General features: G+C 60.3%; 16 protein-coding genes. 7 read left to right on the top strand and 9 right to left on the bottom strand.

What is annotated here, in order from left to right; translation table 11 throughout:
* Positions 1-62: 62 nt before the first annotated feature.
* On the bottom strand, positions 63-926 hold the full coding sequence (locus D9V82_RS01085; RefSeq protein ID WP_121910558.1) for a MetQ/NlpA family ABC transporter substrate-binding protein: 864 nt from the start codon (positions 924-926) through the stop codon (positions 63-65).
* Positions 927-1,062: 136 nt separating this feature from the next.
* Between D9V82_RS01085 and D9V82_RS01080 the strand changes: the two genes are divergently transcribed.
* On the top strand, positions 1,063-4,182 hold the full coding sequence (locus tag D9V82_RS01080; protein ID WP_121910557.1) for an error-prone DNA polymerase: 3,120 nt from the start codon (positions 1,063-1,065) through the stop codon (positions 4,180-4,182).
* Here D9V82_RS01080 and D9V82_RS01075 read toward each other — a convergent pair.
* From D9V82_RS01075 to D9V82_RS01060, 4 genes are read right to left on the bottom strand one after another with little or no spacing between them, the layout of a single operon-like run.
* Positions 4,179-4,676 (bottom strand): hypothetical protein, encoded by a 498-nt coding sequence (locus tag D9V82_RS01075; RefSeq protein WP_121910556.1) that lies wholly within the window; start codon positions 4,674-4,676, stop codon positions 4,179-4,181. The genes D9V82_RS01080 and D9V82_RS01075 overlap by 4 nt on opposite strands.
* On the bottom strand, positions 4,673-4,939 hold the full coding sequence (locus tag D9V82_RS01070; RefSeq protein ID WP_121910555.1) for a helix-turn-helix transcriptional regulator: 267 nt from the start codon (positions 4,937-4,939) through the stop codon (positions 4,673-4,675). The genes D9V82_RS01075 and D9V82_RS01070 overlap by 4 nt, the downstream gene beginning before the upstream one ends.
* A 42-nt stretch (positions 4,940-4,981) precedes the next feature.
* On the bottom strand, positions 4,982-5,200 hold the full coding sequence (locus D9V82_RS01065) for a helix-turn-helix domain-containing protein (protein ID WP_259466584.1): 219 nt from the start codon (positions 5,198-5,200) through the stop codon (positions 4,982-4,984).
* The gene (locus D9V82_RS01060) at positions 5,193-5,741 is read right to left on the bottom strand and encodes a hypothetical protein (protein ID WP_234457666.1); all 549 of its coding nucleotides are present in this window, start codon (positions 5,739-5,741) and stop codon (positions 5,193-5,195) included. Before D9V82_RS01060 ends, D9V82_RS01065 begins: the two co-directional genes overlap by 8 nt.
* Positions 5,742-5,853: 112 nt before the next feature.
* On the opposite strand from D9V82_RS01060, the gene D9V82_RS01055 reads away from it, so the two are divergent.
* Complete coding sequence (locus D9V82_RS01055; RefSeq protein WP_121910553.1) at positions 5,854-6,315, top strand: PH domain-containing protein; 462 nt, start codon at positions 5,854-5,856, stop codon at positions 6,313-6,315.
* The gene (locus tag D9V82_RS01050; protein ID WP_121910552.1) at positions 6,312-7,613 is read left to right on the top strand and encodes a PH domain-containing protein; all 1,302 of its coding nucleotides are present in this window, start codon (positions 6,312-6,314) and stop codon (positions 7,611-7,613) included. Before D9V82_RS01055 ends, D9V82_RS01050 begins: the two co-directional genes overlap by 4 nt.
* Here the strand turns inward: D9V82_RS01050 and D9V82_RS01045 are convergent.
* Positions 7,597-8,067, bottom strand: a complete 471-nt coding sequence (locus D9V82_RS01045; protein WP_121910551.1) for a tRNA (cytidine(34)-2'-O)-methyltransferase — start codon at positions 8,065-8,067, stop codon at positions 7,597-7,599. The two genes, D9V82_RS01050 and D9V82_RS01045, sit on opposite strands and share 17 nt — an antisense overlap.
* A 23-nt stretch (positions 8,068-8,090) precedes the next feature.
* Here D9V82_RS01045 and D9V82_RS01040 point away from each other — a divergent pair, with 23 nt between their 5' ends.
* The 3 genes from D9V82_RS01040 (at position 8,091) to D9V82_RS01030 (ending at position 10,334) form a co-directional block, all read left to right on the top strand.
* Positions 8,091-8,939 carry a bifunctional methylenetetrahydrofolate dehydrogenase/methenyltetrahydrofolate cyclohydrolase gene (locus tag D9V82_RS01040; protein ID WP_121910550.1) on the top strand — a complete coding sequence of 283 codons (849 nt, stop codon included), beginning with the start codon at positions 8,091-8,093 and terminating at the stop codon, positions 8,937-8,939.
* Positions 8,936-9,250 (top strand): DUF3017 domain-containing protein, encoded by a 315-nt coding sequence (locus tag D9V82_RS01035; RefSeq protein WP_121910549.1) that lies wholly within the window; start codon positions 8,936-8,938, stop codon positions 9,248-9,250. The genes D9V82_RS01040 and D9V82_RS01035 overlap by 4 nt, the downstream gene beginning before the upstream one ends.
* Before the next feature lie 115 nt (positions 9,251-9,365).
* A complete protein-coding gene (locus D9V82_RS01030) occupies positions 9,366-10,334 on the top strand; it encodes an HNH endonuclease signature motif containing protein (RefSeq protein WP_121910548.1) in 969 nt (322 codons plus the stop codon).
* 175 nt (positions 10,335-10,509) lie between these two features.
* Here the strand turns inward: D9V82_RS01030 and metX are convergent, their stop codons facing one another.
* Complete coding sequence (gene metX, locus D9V82_RS01025; protein WP_121910547.1) at positions 10,510-11,616, bottom strand: homoserine O-acetyltransferase MetX; 1,107 nt, start codon at positions 11,614-11,616, stop codon at positions 10,510-10,512.
* Positions 11,613-12,929, bottom strand: a complete 1,317-nt coding sequence (locus tag D9V82_RS01020) for an O-acetylhomoserine/O-acetylserine sulfhydrylase (RefSeq protein WP_121910546.1) — start codon at positions 12,927-12,929, stop codon at positions 11,613-11,615. The genes metX and D9V82_RS01020 overlap by 4 nt, the downstream gene beginning before the upstream one ends.
* A 270-nt stretch (positions 12,930-13,199) precedes the next feature.
* On the opposite strand from D9V82_RS01020, the gene D9V82_RS01015 reads away from it, so the two are divergent.
* Positions 13,200-13,406: an IS3 family transposase gene (locus tag D9V82_RS01015; protein ID WP_121910545.1), complete on the top strand. Its 207-nt coding sequence runs from the start codon at positions 13,200-13,202 to the stop codon at positions 13,404-13,406.
* 57 nt (positions 13,407-13,463) lie between these two features.
* On the opposite strand, the gene D9V82_RS01010 is transcribed toward D9V82_RS01015, so the two are convergent.
* On the bottom strand, positions 13,464-14,264 hold the full coding sequence (locus D9V82_RS01010; protein WP_238995878.1) for a GDSL-type esterase/lipase family protein: 801 nt from the start codon (positions 14,262-14,264) through the stop codon (positions 13,464-13,466).
* Between the last annotated feature and the right edge of the window lie 10 nt (positions 14,265-14,274).

The raw sequence follows: 14,274 nt of genomic DNA, 5'->3' as shown, positions 1-14,274 counted from the left end.
CTTAGTGAGGAAGTGCCAAACCCCGCCGGGGTAAAAACCGGCGGGGTAGAAGGCAAGGGTGATTAGTCCAAATCTGCTTCGAGCTTGTCCAGGATTTCCTTGAGCTCTTCTGGGGTGCGCTTGACCTGGACGGAGGTGCCTGCGGAGTCCTCGTCGACGCCCTTTTGTACCGCATCAGAGTGCCAGAGCTCGGCGAGCTTCTTGATGTCCTCGTTATCGGCGTCTTCCTCGCGGACGGCAAAGACGTTGATATAAGGCTCTGCTTCTGCGGAGTTTGGGTCATCCTGGAAGACAGCAGTAGCCGGGTCGATGCCGGCGCGCTCCAGGAAGGAGTTATTGATAATCGCCGGAGTGCCCTCGCCGTGCGCGGAAGGGGTCTGGGCGGCATCGACCGGCACGACCTTAACCTTGGATTTCTTCTCGTCGATGTCTAGCGGGGTCGGGGTAATAATCCCGTTCTTCTTCAGGGTGATAAGACCCGCCTGGACCAGCACGTTGATGGCGCGACCCTGGTTGGTGGAATCATTCGGGATGGCAACTTCTTCGCCCTCAATGCCATCGAGGGAATCGTGGCCCTTCCAGAACAGTGCCAGTGGCACGATTTCGGTGGCAACGATGGGGACCAGGTTGGTGCCATTGCCGTGGTTGTACTCCGCCAGGAACTTCAAGTGTTGGAAATTATTGGTATCCAGCTCGCCTTGGTCTAGGGCCTGGTTGGGGGTGTTGTAATCCGAGAAAGACTTGATGTCGATGTCGTAGCCGGCGTTCTTGGCTTCTTGTTCAAAGGCAACCCAGGCCTGCTTTGCATCATCGGTGGTGCCAACGGTGATGGTCTTGTCATCATCTGCGTCGGAGGAGCAGGCCACGAGGCTAGTGGCGGCGACGGTAACGGCGGCGGTAACGGCCGCTGCGCGACGAATCTGCATGAGGTTCCCTTACATGTAGGAGTTGAAATAAATTGACCTTTTAGCAATCTAGCAATAAGCGAACCGCTTTGTCTATTGAATGTGTCTCAGCGTGCCGGTTTGATTAGAACAATAATTCGACATTATCCTGTGTGGGGTGGAATTTAATGGTGGAAAAGCTCTCCCGTGGTCGCGTTTAGAAAGGGTATTATCCGGCAAGGGCACCGCCGTACCTATCGCTGTAGACCACTTCGGTGGCGGCGCTGGTCCTGTCCAGCGCGGGCGCTCTATGGTGCCCTTTGCGGAGCTGCATGCGGTAAGTTCCTATAGTTTTCTGGACGGGGCTGCCGAGCCAGAAGAGTTGGTTGCCCGGGCCTTAGAGCTTGGCCTCGAAGGAATGGCCGTTGTGGATCGGGATGGCTTCTACGGGTTGATGAAATTTGCGGAAGCCGCAGCTAAGGCTGAACTTCCGGCGATTTATGGAGCGGAGCTTTCCCTTGCGGAGACCTTAGTGACCGTGCTGGCGCGCACGCCGGAAGGCTATCGCCGCCTCTCGCGCCTTATTGCCCGTGCACGGATGGATGCCGGTGAGAAGGGCAGCGTTGCATATCCACCCCTAGATGTCGTGGTGCGTGAGCTAGAAGGGGAGTGCTTTTTCCTGCTGGGGTGGGAAGCTATGCAAAAAATCGATCACGTTCTCGATAGAATAAAAATAGACAGCATAGTTCTCGAATATGCGTGCACAATGTCTCCCGAAGATGCAGATCGCCACAGTTTCTTAGATAAGTACAATAACCTCCGCGCCATCGCAACCGCTCGACCTGCGGCAGCGACGCGCGACCAGGTACGGCTCGCCGCCGCAAAACGTGCTTTGGCGCACCGCCAATCCTTAGCGGAAGCCGCACCGGATGCCCACCCGATGGGCGCAGGTTGGATGCGCTCTGGTGAGCAGATGGCCCAGTTGCTTCCAGGCCGCCCTGAGCTTATTGCCGAAACCGTCCGCCTTGCCCGCGAGTGCGCCTTTACCTGGGAAGCCCTCGCGCCCAACCTGCCGGGCTTTGTCGTGCCGGAGGGGCATACCGAGATGAGCTGGCTTGAACACGAGGTCTGGCGGCGCGGTAAAAAGCGCTACGCTGCGCGCCCGCCGGAAATACAGGCCAAAGCGAAAAAACAGATGCGGCACGAGTTGGACATCATCAAGCAACTGGGTTTTCCGGGCTATTTCCTCATTGTCTGCGACCTGGTGGATTTTTGCTACCAGGAAAATATCCTGTGCCAGGGGCGCGGGTCGGCGGCCAATTCTGCCGTCTGCTTCGCGCTGGGTATTACCAACGTTGAGCCCATCTCCGCGCAATTGCTCTTCGAGCGCTTCCTGTCACCGGAACGCGATGGCCCACCCGATATCGACATCGACATCGAATCCGGCCGGCGCGAGGAGGTCATCCAATACGTCTACCGCACCCACGGCCGTGACCACGCCGCGCAGGTAGCCAACGTCATTACCTACCGCCGCAAGGGCGCTACCCGCGACGCAGCCCGCGCGCTGGGCTATCCGCAGGGCTCGGCTGATGCGTGGTCGAAGGGTATAGCCGAGCCGCCTGCCGATGTCGCCTTACTCGCCGAGCAATTCCGTGACCAGCCGCGCCACCTCGGTATCCACTCCGGCGGCATGGTCTTATGTGACCGGCCGATTGCGGATGTGGTGCCGATGGAATGGGCCCGCATGGAAGGCCGCTCCGTGCTGCAGTGGGATAAGGATGATTGCGCCGCTGCCGGACTGGTGAAATTCGACCTGCTTGGCCTTGGCATGCTGGAGGCGCTGCACCACATGATCGATGCCGTGCGCACCACCACCGGCCGCGAGGTGCGCCTGTGGGAGCTCGACTTGGCCGAGCCCGCGGTCTATGACATGCTCTGCCGCGCCGATGCCGTCGGTGTCTTTCAGGTAGAGTCCCGCGCGCAGCTGGCCACGCTGCCGCGGCTAAAACCGCGCTGTTTCTTCGACCTCGTGGTGGAGGTTGCGCTTATCCGCCCCGGTCCGATCCAGGGCGGCTCTGTGCACCCTTACCTGCGCCGACGCGATGGCCTCGAGCCTGTGACCTATGACCACCCGGTGCTGGAGAAATCGCTGGGCAAGACCCTGGGCATCCCGCTTTTCCAGGAGCAGCTGATGCAGATTGCGGTGGATGCCGCCGATTTTACCGGCGCCGAGGCCGATGACCTGCGCCGCGCCATGGGCTCGAAGCGCTCGCCGGCCAAGATGGCCGCGCTGCGCAGCCGCTTTTTCGAGGGCCTGCGTGCCACCAACGGCATCGACGGTGAGGTCGCAGAGAAGCTCTGGGGCAAGATCACCGCCTTTGCCGCCTACGGTTTCCCGGAATCACACTCGCAGTCCTTCGCCTCGCTGGTGTATTTTTCCGCGTGGTTCAAGCACCACTACCCGGCGGAGTTCTGCGTGGGCTTGCTGCGCGCGCAGCCGATGGGCTTTTATTCGCCGCAGTCGCTCATTCAAGATGCCCGGCGCCACGGCGTGCGCGTGCTGCCGGTAAGCATCAACGACTCCGGGGCACAGGCCAGGGCACTGCCCACCGGCGAGATCCGGTTGGGGCTTAACCTTATTAAGGGGCTGGGGGATAAGGCCGCCGAGCGCGTGGAGGCCGCCGCGCCCTTTAGTAGTGTCCCCGATCTATCGCGCCGGGCGGATCTCAGCGTGGAGCAGGTGGAGGCGCTGGCCACGGCGGGCGCGCTAGAGTGTTTGGGGTTGGAGCGGCGCCAAGCGCTCTGGCAGGCTGGTGTCGCCGCCACCGAGCGCGCGGGCATGTTGCCCGGTACGTCGGCGCTTACCTCGCCGCACCTGCCTGGCATGTCGGCATTCGAGTTGATGGCTACCGATGTTGCTGCCACCGGAGTCACCCACGACAAACAGCCTATGGAGCTGGTTAGAGCCGCGCTTGGTGATGTCCTGCCTTCCTCCCACCTTCCCCACGTCCCCGATGGCACCCGCGTGCGCATCGCCGGCATTATTACGCACCGCCAGCGCCCGCGCACCGCCTCCGGCCTGACCTTTTTGGGGGTGGAGGATGAAACTGGGCTGATGAATGTGATGGTGTCACCAGGGCTGTGGTCCCGGCAGAAGGTGCTCGCTCGCACCGCCCGCGCGCTTGTTATCCGCGGCATAGTGCAAAATGCGACCGGCGCGGTAAGCGTGGTGGCGGACAAGCTGGAGCCGCTGGACTTTGGTGATTACCTCTCGCGCGGCTCCCGCGATTTCCGCTAGTTTTCTGCGCTGCGCAGTTCGTCTGTGTTGAGCTTAGTGGCCAATTCCTTGACCACTGCAAACGGAACCCACAGTAGCTGGAGATAGATGAGCTTGGCAAAGAAGATAGCGATATTATTCCCCGAGGTCGCTTCCTCCATTGCGACCTGCTCTGCACCGAAGAATCGAAGCACAGATGCGGTGGCGCCGGCGACGAGGAAGAGCGCTATGGACGTGGACACAGCGGTCTTAAGCCCCTTGTCGCGGGCCTCGGTATGCAAGCGCAGCTCGTATTCGTCCATCTCGGTGGTGGGAGCATCGAGGTGGCGAATGGAGTGGCGCAGCCGCATGGTGCAGAAGGTAGCCGCAATGCCGACAATCGGCCAGAGCAGATTAGATAGTCCAAGTGCGAAGAAGTGCAGGGCCGCAGCCACGATGGACAGGCCGAGGAAAACATCGCCGCCCAGTACTAAGCGCTTGCGGCGAGTGACGGCGGCGGGAAGTGAGGTAGTCATGAGGAATTCTTCCTATAGATTTCAGCGGACATAGGGGCAAATTCCTGGCGGGAAAAAATAGCCTCCACGGGAAGGTCAAAAACCTCGCAGACGCGGAAAGCTAAGTCCAGGCTGGGGGAGTGATCCCCGCGCTCGAGGGCGCCGACGGTCTGGGGGTTGACGTCGATGGCCTCAGCCAGCTGCGCGCGCGACATGTCCCGCTCGGCGCGCAGCACACGTACCCGGTTATAGATGGGTGCGGAAGGCTTTTTCTTTGGGGACATGATACAAAGTATTACATAAACCCAACACTCTGACAAGGTTTTCTATTTCACTTCGAAGATATCGCCCGGCTGGCAGTCTAACGCCGCACAGAGTGCCGCGAGGGTGTTAAAGCGTACGGCCTTGGCGCGATTATTCTTCAGGACGGACAGGTTAACTGGGGTAATACCTACCTCTTTGGCAAGCGCCGCTCCGGTAATGCCGCGCTCCTCCATTATCCGGTCGAGGTGGCAGATTACCTGGGGTTCTTGCTCCTTAGACAAGGCCTTCGACCTCCTCTTCGAGCTTGCAGCCGCGCTTGATGGCAACTGAGAAGAGCTGGAGGGTGCAGACAAAAAGGTAGGGCAGCGCAAGCTCGCCTGATGGGGATCCGCTCTGATCGAACCACCAGTCAATTTCGAGCTGCCAGGAAGCCCAGTTATTGCCCATACCTTCGAGTGGGAAGCGTCCGATAAACCAGACGAGAATTCCAAAGGTCATTCCATTAAGGAAGCGGACATTTTTCATATTGAAAACCTGCCCACGAAGCATTGGTTTGACCAAACGGTAGGCAAAGAACGCGATAATCAAGATTCCTGCAATCTTGACGACGAGCCCCGCGGTGAGCATCCAGAATGGCCCGCCGTCGAGGTTGTGCTTGCTTAGACCTTCGGGGATGGCCGCACTCAGTGCGGTGGAAAAGCGTCCGGTGACAAGTTCGCGCAGGTAGGTGGGACCGAGGATGAAAATAACGAACAGGCAAATGGCGGCCGCCGCCTTAATTTCGCGGCGCTCAGTTTGAGAGGTGGGTTGCGGGGTGGTCATGACAAGCCTTTCCGCCGATTGCTTATCGACTTTCGATGTTGTTGTAATTCGATAATATCGATTAACGATAAGTTGCGCAAGGGTGTGGAACCGATTGCTACTGTCAGTAGATATGAGCGAAGAAATGAACCCCATCTCGCCGCGTTTGGTTACGGTGCGCTACATTTGCCACCTGGGCTGGACGGCTTTCTTTGCCGCGGCGGCCGCAGCGGCAGGGTACTGGTGGACCCCGTGGTTCTACTGGGCGGCGGGGCTCTTTACCGTCCTCTTTTTCTGGCTGCTCTGGCTCATTCCGGCCCAGGTGCGCCGGATGGGCTGGTGTGAAACCGACGATGAGCTGCTCATTACGCGCGGCAAGCTGTGGCATTCCTTTACCGTCGTGCCTTATGGCCGCATCCAGTTCGTGGATGTGACCGCCGGCCCCCTCGAGCGTGCCTTCGGGCTTAAGGAGCTGCAGCTGCACACCGCTTCCGCCACCACGGACGCCACGGTGAAGGGTTTGGACGCCCCGCTTGCCGATGCCCTACGTACCCGCCTTACCCACCACGCCCGCGAACGGATGAGCGGGCTATGAGGTACCACCGCGTCCACCGCTTGACCCCGCTGCTGCGGCTGTGGTCGGTTATCCTGGCCGTCATCGCAGCATTTGCCTTAAACGTCAATATGGAGGCGCTGCGCGGACTCTTTGCCTTCGTTACCGGCGAACACAGCGCGGCAGACCTGCGCGATATTGGCCTCGCGCTGGCCGGGTTCATCGCAGTGTGCGCGGTGGTCTGGATCGTCTCTGGTGTGTGGTGGCGCCAAATGGGCTACCAGTTGGGCGAGGAGGAACTCACCTTGCGCCATGGGGTTATTTCGAAGCAACAGCGCACCGCGCGCTATGACCGCACGCAGGCGGTTGACGTCGTCGAGCCCGTTATCGCCCGCCTCTTCCGGCTTGCGGCTGTGCGCGTGGAAACGGCCGGCGGGCAGTCGTCCGCCATCGAAATCGCCTTTTTGAAAAAGCGCGATGCCGAGGCCCTGCGCGCCGAAATCCTCTCCCGCGTCCACGGCGAGCTGCGAGTCCGGCCGGCTGAGGAGCAGCCGGCCGAAGAAGAGGACAACGTCCTCATCCCCGAAATTCCGATCGCGCGTTCCCTAGCCGCGGCCGCCTTGCACGCGTCTACGATTGTGCTTTTCGCAGTTATCGTCTTTCTCGTGGTCACACCGCTGTCGCTGACCATCACGCTGCCATTTCTGTTAGCAACCGTGCCGCGAGCCTGGAACGTGATCGACTCCTCGTGGCACTATACCGCCAGCCTTGATGATGGCGTGCTCAATATCACCTACGGCCTTGCTGATCGCCGCCGCCAAAACATCCGCCTCGAGCGCATCCACGCCGTCCAGGTCACCCAGCCCTTCCTGTGGCGGCCCTTCGACTGGTACGAAACGCGCGTATCGGTCGCCGGCTACGGCGGTATGGCCAGCGGCGAGGGATCGGGGTCGACGCGTATCGTGCCCGTCGGCACGCGCGCCCAGGCCTGGCAATTCCTGCCCGCCGATGCCGCCCCAACCTACGCCTCGCCCGCGCGCGCCAAATGGGTCTCGCCCATCGATTATCGGCAGCAAACCGTCGCGCTGGCCGGCGACTACGTGATCGTGCGCGCCGGACGCTTCAACCGCCGCGTGCAGGCCATCGAGCTGCGTCACATTCAAGAACTCACCCTGCGCCGCGGACCGATATCCCAGCTGCTTGGCCTGGCCACGGTGGAACTTGACCTCGTACAAGGGCCTGTGTCCATGGCGGCGCGCAACCTCACGCTTGCTGATGCCCACGCGCTCCTCAACCGGCTGCGCTCTCGCGACCTGCCGGGACTTACACCGCTCCCTTAAAACCAAGCTGGCGCCAGGCCTCAAAGACTGCGGTCGATGCGGCGTTGGAAAGATTCATCGAGCGCCTGGCCGGGACCATCGGAATGCGCACCTGATCGGTAACTCGCGAATGGTTGACGTGCTCATCCGGCAGCCCGGTCGGCTCCGTGCCAAAAAGCAGAACGTCGCCATCTTGGTATTCGACCTCCGTGAACCACTTATCCGTATGCGTGGTAAACGCGAAAACGCGCGCCCCAGGAAGCGCCTCCATGCACGCATCGAAGTTCTTATGGATCTGCACATCTGCCAAATCGTGATAGTCCAGACCTGCGCGTTTTAAGTGCTTATCGTCAAAGTTGAATCCCAGCGGTTCAATCAGGTGCAGGCTCGCGCCCGTCACCGCCGCGGTGCGAATAGCATTACCGGTATTAGTTGCAATGACGGGATTATCAAAGACGATGTGCAGCTGGTTCATGCCTTCAGTCTAGGATGGGGGCTATGAGCGCTACCAAACTAGATGGCACCTTGTACCGTGACGAGATTTTTGCGGACCTCGCCGAGCGCGTGGCCGCCCTGAAAGACAAGGGGATAACCCCTGGCCTAGCCACCGTTCTGGTGGGCGAGGACCCAGGCTCCCAGTCCTATGTGAAGATGAAGCACCGCGATTGCGAAAAGCTGGGCATCAACTCCATTCGCAAGGACCTGTCGGCGGATATTTCGCAGGAGGAACTCGAGGCTGTCATCGATGAGCTTAATGGTGATGATGCCTGCACCGGCTACATCGTTCAGCTCCCGCTGCCTAAGCACCTGGATGAAAATGCCATCCTCGAGCGTATCGATCCGGAGAAGGACGCCGATGGCCTCCACCCGGTCAACCTGGGCAAGCTCGTGCTCAACGAGGAAGCCCCGCTGCCGTGCACCCCGAATGGCTGCCTGCACCTGTTGCGCCGCTTCGGCGTGGAGCTGGGCGGGGCCAAGACCGTCGTCATCGGCCGCGGCGTGACCGTTGGCCGCCCTATTGGCCTGATGCTGACCCGCCGCAGCGAGAACTCCACCGTCACCCTGTGCCACACCGGCACGAAAGATCTCGCCGCCGAAACCCGTAATGCCGATATCGTTATCGCCGCTGCCGGCCAGCCGCACATGCTTACCGCAGACATGATTAAGGAAGGTGCCGCGCTTCTTGATGTCGGCGTTTCCCGCGTTGATGGCAAGCTCACTGGCGATATCGCCCCCGATTGCTGGGACAAGGCCGGGTACGTCTCGCCCAACCCGGGCGGCGTCGGACCGCTCACGCGCGCCTTTTTAGTACGCAACATCGTTGAGCGCGCGGAAAAGCTGGCGTGAGCTTAGACAATCCCCACGACGCGCACCTCAAACCGTCCCCGCTGCCCGCCTCCGTGCAGTGGGGGGCCATTGGGCTCTTTATCGCCGGGGTGGCCTTGTCCGGCGGCTACGCCGTTTTCGAGTATTGGCGCAGGGCCACCTTCTTGCTCGGGCTCGCGTTGCTATGGCTGACGGTGGTGCGCCTGACCTGCGATTCGCGCCGTGTTGGCGTGCTAGCAGTGCGCTCGCGCCGCTTCGATGCCACGTTTACCGGAGCCACCGGCGCGTTGATGGCCTTTCTCGCCTACTCCGTGGATGCGCTGGGTAGCTAGTTATCCACAGGGGATTGTTTTAGCATCACCACACTGCGGCGTGTCGCGCGGTTTTCCACAGCCGCCGTGTTCTTGGCTTCGCGCTCTCCACCGCCCACGGTTTAGGCTCGAGACCATGATTTCGGATTACCTCGCAGCGATTAACTCCCCAATGGTGCTCATCGGGGAGTGTGCTGGGCTATCTGAAGCCGAATTGGTGGACCGCGGCTTTAGCGATAAAGAGGCCGCAGAATTCGCGCGCTTGGCGGATACGTATTTCGGCGCGACATCGTTTAGCGCCAAGCAGCGCGCCGCCCGCACCACTGCGCTTCCGCTCGATGCGCTGAAAATCATCGAGGTGCACGCGCAGAAGCTAAAGACCCAGCGCGCGGCGTGGGCCCTGCGCGAGGAGCTATGCCGGCTCAACGTTTCTACCAGCGAGATAGAAAAGCGCGCCCGCCGGCGCGTGAAGGAGGAGCGCACCCAGAAGCGCGCGGAGGGCGTGCGGCTGACCCGCCGTACCGATGATTTGTGGACGTTGACCATCACCGCGGAATCGGACCTGGTGGCTGAGATTAATAACCACGTCTCCACCGTGGACGATGCGCGCCGGGTATTTGCAGAGGGTGCGGCCACATCTACCATCACCACTAACGTGGTCCTTACCCTGGATGACATGGTGAAGGTTACCCACGGCGAGGACGAGGTCACCCTGCAACTGACCAATGGCGCTACCATCACCGGTGCGCAGCTAGCGGAGCGCGCTCTTGCCGATGTCGGCCTCATCACCCTCATCCACCCCGTCACCGGCCCCGTGAATCTGTACCACACGCGCCGGCTGGCCACGTGGAAGCAGCGGCAGATGGCGATGGCGGAAAATCCGGTGTGTCCGTGGCCCGATTGCCATATTCCGGCCGATGAATGCCAGGTTCATCACCTGCAACCGTGGCTGCTCGGCGGCGAGACCAATGCCGAGAACCTGACCATCGTCTGCAAGTATCACAATGCTGTCAACGATGATGATCCGAATGCCCCGCCGCGGCGTGGGCGCTTGGAACGTCGCCCGCATGAAGGCATTGTGTGGCGCCCGCCCTGGGCTGGATAAGACACATTGCCGAAGCCAGCGCAGCTAAATCTGCGCCGCTTAGGCGATCCATCTGCATGCCGCACTGGTGCGCAGAGGTTGCGCTTCGCAACAGCCGGGACCGTGAACCGCGGCCGTGAACCGCGGCCGAGGGGGTGTGGCATCGTGCCCCGCGCCGATGTGCAGGTGGGACTGGCTAGATGGCATAGTCGATTGTGCTGTCCGTGTCCCACGGGTGCGGTTGGGATAGGGTGAGGAAATTGCGCAGGATGCGGTCCATCTGGCGCGACTCCGTGAGGAATGCGTCGTGGCCAACAGGCGAGACCACCTTCGCCATGGCCAGCAGGTTGCTTAGGTTGCGCGAGAGGTGTTCCTGCTGGTGATATGGATAAAGAATATCCGTGTCGACGCCTACGACCATGGTCGGTACTTGCGAAGAACCAAGCGCGCGGTTCAAGCCGCCGCGGCCGCGGCCGATGTCGTGGCGGTTGAGGGCCTCGGTAAGCGTGACATAGGAGCCGGCATCGAAGCGATCCGTCAGCTTCGATCCCTGATAATCCAGATAGGAGTTCACAGCGAAGCGCTGGTCGTGCCGGCGATAGGGCCCAAGTGGTTCTTCGCCGGTTTGCGCCTGGACGCCAAAACGCTCGTCGATTTCTTGTTCACCGCGATACGTCAGGTGGGCGATACGCCGTGCCGCAGCCAGGCCCTCGCGGGGGCGCTGGGAGGAGGAGTAATAGTCGCCGCCGTGCCAGAACGGATCGCGCTCGATCGCGGAAATCTGCGCAGACTGGATGCCAATCTGCCATGCGGAGGCGCGCGCGGAGACGGCAATAACGCACGCAGCATCGACGGCATCGGGATACATCAGCGTCCATTCCAAGGTGCGTGCGCCGCCCATGGAACCACCGATAATCGCATGTACGTGCGTTATCCCGAGCTCTTCCAGCGCCTTTTTCTCTGCGGCGACCAAATCGCGAATAGATAGCGCTGGGAAGCGCGATCCCCAACTGCGGCCATCCGCATGTGGGGAAGAGGGGCCGGTGGAGCCATTGCAGCCACCGAGTGCGTTCATGGCAATTACGCACCACTTCGTGGTATCTAGCGCCTTGCCAGGGCCAATGAGATCGCCCCACCACTCGGCCACATCGGCATTGCCGGTCAGCGCGTGTTCAACCAGGATCACGTTATTTCCGCCGTGCGGATCGCCGAGGAAATGGCCGAAGCGGTGGTAGGCAATGTGGGCATCGGTAAGTGCGGCGCCAGCTTCGGTGCGAAAATCGCCAATACTTATACGCCTCATGCCAATGTGTTAAATCCCATTTCAAGGTCACCAATAATGTCATCGATATCTTCAATGCCCACGGACAAGCGGATGGTGGACTGCGTAATACCCGCCGCGGCCAGTGCTGCATCGTCAGATTGCGAGTGCGTGGTGGTCGCCGGGTGGACCGCGAGCGAGCGAGTATCGCCGATATTGGCGAGGTTGGAGTGAAGCTTTAGGGCATCGATAAACGCCCACGCTTCCGCGCGCCCGCCTTTAATATCGAAGGACAGGACGGAGCCGGTGTAGGAGTAGCCTAACTTCTCCTTGACCTTCTTATACGGCGAAGAATCCAGGCCGGCGTAGTTGACTTTCGTCACCTTGGGGTGGGCTTCCAGATACTTGGCCACGGCTTGGGCGTTGGCATTGTGCTTGTCGATGCGCAGCCCTACCGTTTCAATACCATTAAGCGTCAGCCATGCATTGAACGGGGAAATGGCGGCACCTGTATCGCGCAGTAGGCCGGCGCGGGCCTTGAGTGCGAAGGCCGGGGCGCCGAGGTCGGCGTACTTTAGGCCGTGGTAAGCCTCGTCCGGGGTGACGAAGTAGGGGAACACTGGCTTGCCGTCGCGCTCGACGGTCCAGTCGAAGGAGCCGCCGTCAATAATCGCGCCGCCCACCGCAGAACCGTTGCCGGTGTAGAATTTCGTGGTCGACACAACGACTATGTCCGCGCCGAGGTCGAGGGGGCGGGCCAGTGCAGCGGTGGCGATAGTGTTATCCACGATGAGCGGTACCTGGTTAGTGTGGGCGACTTCGGCGATGGCCGGGATATCGAGGACATCAGCGACCGGATTGCCGAAGGTCTCGCCATAAAACGCCTTGGTATTGGGCTGCACGGCGTCCTGCCAGGACTGGGGATCGTCTGGGTTCTCGACGAGTGTGACGTCAATGCCGAGGCGTTTGAGCGTGACCGTAAAAAGGGTGTAGGTACCGCCGTAGAGGCGTGGGGAAGTAACGATGTGGTCGCCTGCCGAGGCGAGGTTTAAAATAGCCGCGGTCTCTGCGGCCTGGCCTGAGGCAAAGGCCACGGCGGCCACGCCACCTTCAAGCGAGGCCAGGCGCTCTTCCAGTGCGTCCTGCGTGGGGTTGGTCAGACGGGTATAGATGGGGCCTGCATCGGAGAGGTTAAAGAGGTTGGCTGCGTGCTCGGCGTCATTAAAGACATATGAGGTGGTTTGGTAGATGGGTACGTTGCGGGAGTTGTGTACGCCGTCGAGGTTTTGCCCTGCGTGAATGGAACGGGTAGCGAAAGACCAGGTTGCGTTGGAATTGTCGTATTTCGTCGTCATGCAACGCAAGACTAGACCAAGCGGTATGTCACGTACAGCTCCCCGCGATGAAACCGCAGGATAGTCCAAGAATAAAAATAGACTGAGCGGTAAATTCCTCGTCCGATTTTCACTGCCTATCACCCTGGACCTCGGACGGGTGGTTGATGTACTGATGCGCCGGGTGGATCAGGCGATCCAGGAAGTAGCCAACGTTGGCTGGGCGCGGTATTCGGGTGGGTCGGCGCGTGCTGGTCACTGCGGACCTCAATATTGAGGCCAGCGCCGGTGATGGCCTCACCCGTTCGGGCCAAGATACCGCGTCCCAGATGTTTGGGTCTTCGCGGCGAAGACTTCGACACCGCCGGCGAGATCGCACAAGCGCTCAAAGAACACATCAAGTGGCACAACGCCGAACGCATCCCACAAGGACTTGAGGGCCTGACCCCGATGCAATATCGGAATCAGGCCCTTAAATCCCGAACCGCTGGGAACTAAAACAGTCCAACTTTTTGGGGGCTACTTCAGGTCATAATTATGCGGTTTATTTTCTCTCTACTTACGCAAAGCGTGGCCGATAAATTGACCATAAGCGGCTGTGCCGTGGGCGTTGAGGTGCAGAGGAAGGTTACCAGGAGCAGGTGGTAGTGGATCAACGAGGTTAACCCACCAGCGGTGTGGGGAGCACATGTCATGTCCATCCGACATAGGGTGTGCATCCAAGAATGTTGCTCCGTTTTGCTCAGACACCTCACGTAGGGTGTTTCGGAGCCGCTGTTCTGTGTCAGAGACAGCTGCGATAGGCAAAGGGATCATCGAGGAGGTCAAGCAAGTCGTGTTGCCGCGGGCAACCTGCGGGTAACTTGCGACAATTACCTTGGCGTTCGGTGCATGTTGGTGGGCAATATTCAATGCGCTGCGAAGACCACCGCGAATCGCGCGGTCAGACGCTGCGATATCCGCTTTGTAGGGATAAGTGTCATTGGCGCCGGCAACGATAACGACGTTTTTGGTTTGGTGGTTGAGGTTGCCGTCTGCTGCTGCTTTGCGGAGAGAGTCATCGACGTGAATGCCTCCAGTAGCAAACGACGCACCCGGGCACTGGTACTGGTCAACGTGTGCGCCGGAAACATGACTCATCTCGTTTGCTATGGCGTTGTCTGTAACGCAACCTACTCCGGTATTAGCCTTCTTATGCGCCTTATTTAGTACATAGTCAGCGACGGTTGGATTGGCTACAATACTGTCACCAACGAGAACAGTGTTTCCTGGGACTGCAGCTGTGGCACCCGTGCTCGTGCCCGCAAGCGCTGTGATGAAAGCAGTAGCTGCGGCGAGCTTACGAAAACGCTTCACCTTACCTCCG

This window comes from Corynebacterium macginleyi, from assembly GCF_003688935.1.
Taxonomy (GTDB): domain Bacteria; phylum Actinomycetota; class Actinomycetes; order Mycobacteriales; family Mycobacteriaceae; genus Corynebacterium; species Corynebacterium macginleyi.
The sequence above is the reverse complement of the archived record's forward strand: the minus strand, read 5'-3'. Positions and strand labels throughout refer to the sequence as shown.

Bases quoted from the DNA above. Each gene is read 5' to 3' on its own strand.
- D9V82_RS01040 (WP_121910550.1), top strand. From the start codon at position 8,091: ATGAGCGCTACCAAACTAGATGGCACCTTGTACCGTGACGAGATTTTT.
- D9V82_RS01030 (WP_121910548.1), top strand. From the start codon at position 9,366: ATGATTTCGGATTACCTCGCAGCGATTAACTCCCCAATGGTGCTCATC.
- D9V82_RS01020 (WP_121910546.1), bottom strand. From the start codon at position 12,929: ATGACGACGAAATACGACAATTCCAACGCAACCTGGTCTTTCGCTACC.
- D9V82_RS01050 (WP_121910552.1), top strand. From the start codon at position 6,312: ATGAGGTACCACCGCGTCCACCGCTTGACCCCGCTGCTGCGGCTGTGG.
- metX (WP_121910547.1), bottom strand. From the start codon at position 11,616: ATGAGGCGTATAAGTATTGGCGATTTTCGCACCGAAGCTGGCGCCGCA.
- D9V82_RS01075 (WP_121910556.1), bottom strand. From the start codon at position 4,676: ATGACTACCTCACTTCCCGCCGCCGTCACTCGCCGCAAGCGCTTAGTA.
- D9V82_RS01070 (WP_121910555.1), bottom strand. From the start codon at position 4,939: ATGTCCCCAAAGAAAAAGCCTTCCGCACCCATCTATAACCGGGTACGT.
- D9V82_RS01055 (WP_121910553.1), top strand. From the start codon at position 5,854: ATGAGCGAAGAAATGAACCCCATCTCGCCGCGTTTGGTTACGGTGCGC.
- D9V82_RS01045 (WP_121910551.1), bottom strand. From the start codon at position 8,067: ATGAACCAGCTGCACATCGTCTTTGATAATCCCGTCATTGCAACTAAT.
- D9V82_RS01060 (WP_234457666.1), bottom strand. From the start codon at position 5,741: ATGACCACCCCGCAACCCACCTCTCAAACTGAGCGCCGCGAAATTAAG.
- D9V82_RS01015 (WP_121910545.1), top strand. From the start codon at position 13,200: ATGGCCTCACCCGTTCGGGCCAAGATACCGCGTCCCAGATGTTTGGGT.
- D9V82_RS01085 (WP_121910558.1), bottom strand. From the start codon at position 926: ATGCAGATTCGTCGCGCAGCGGCCGTTACCGCCGCCGTTACCGTCGCC.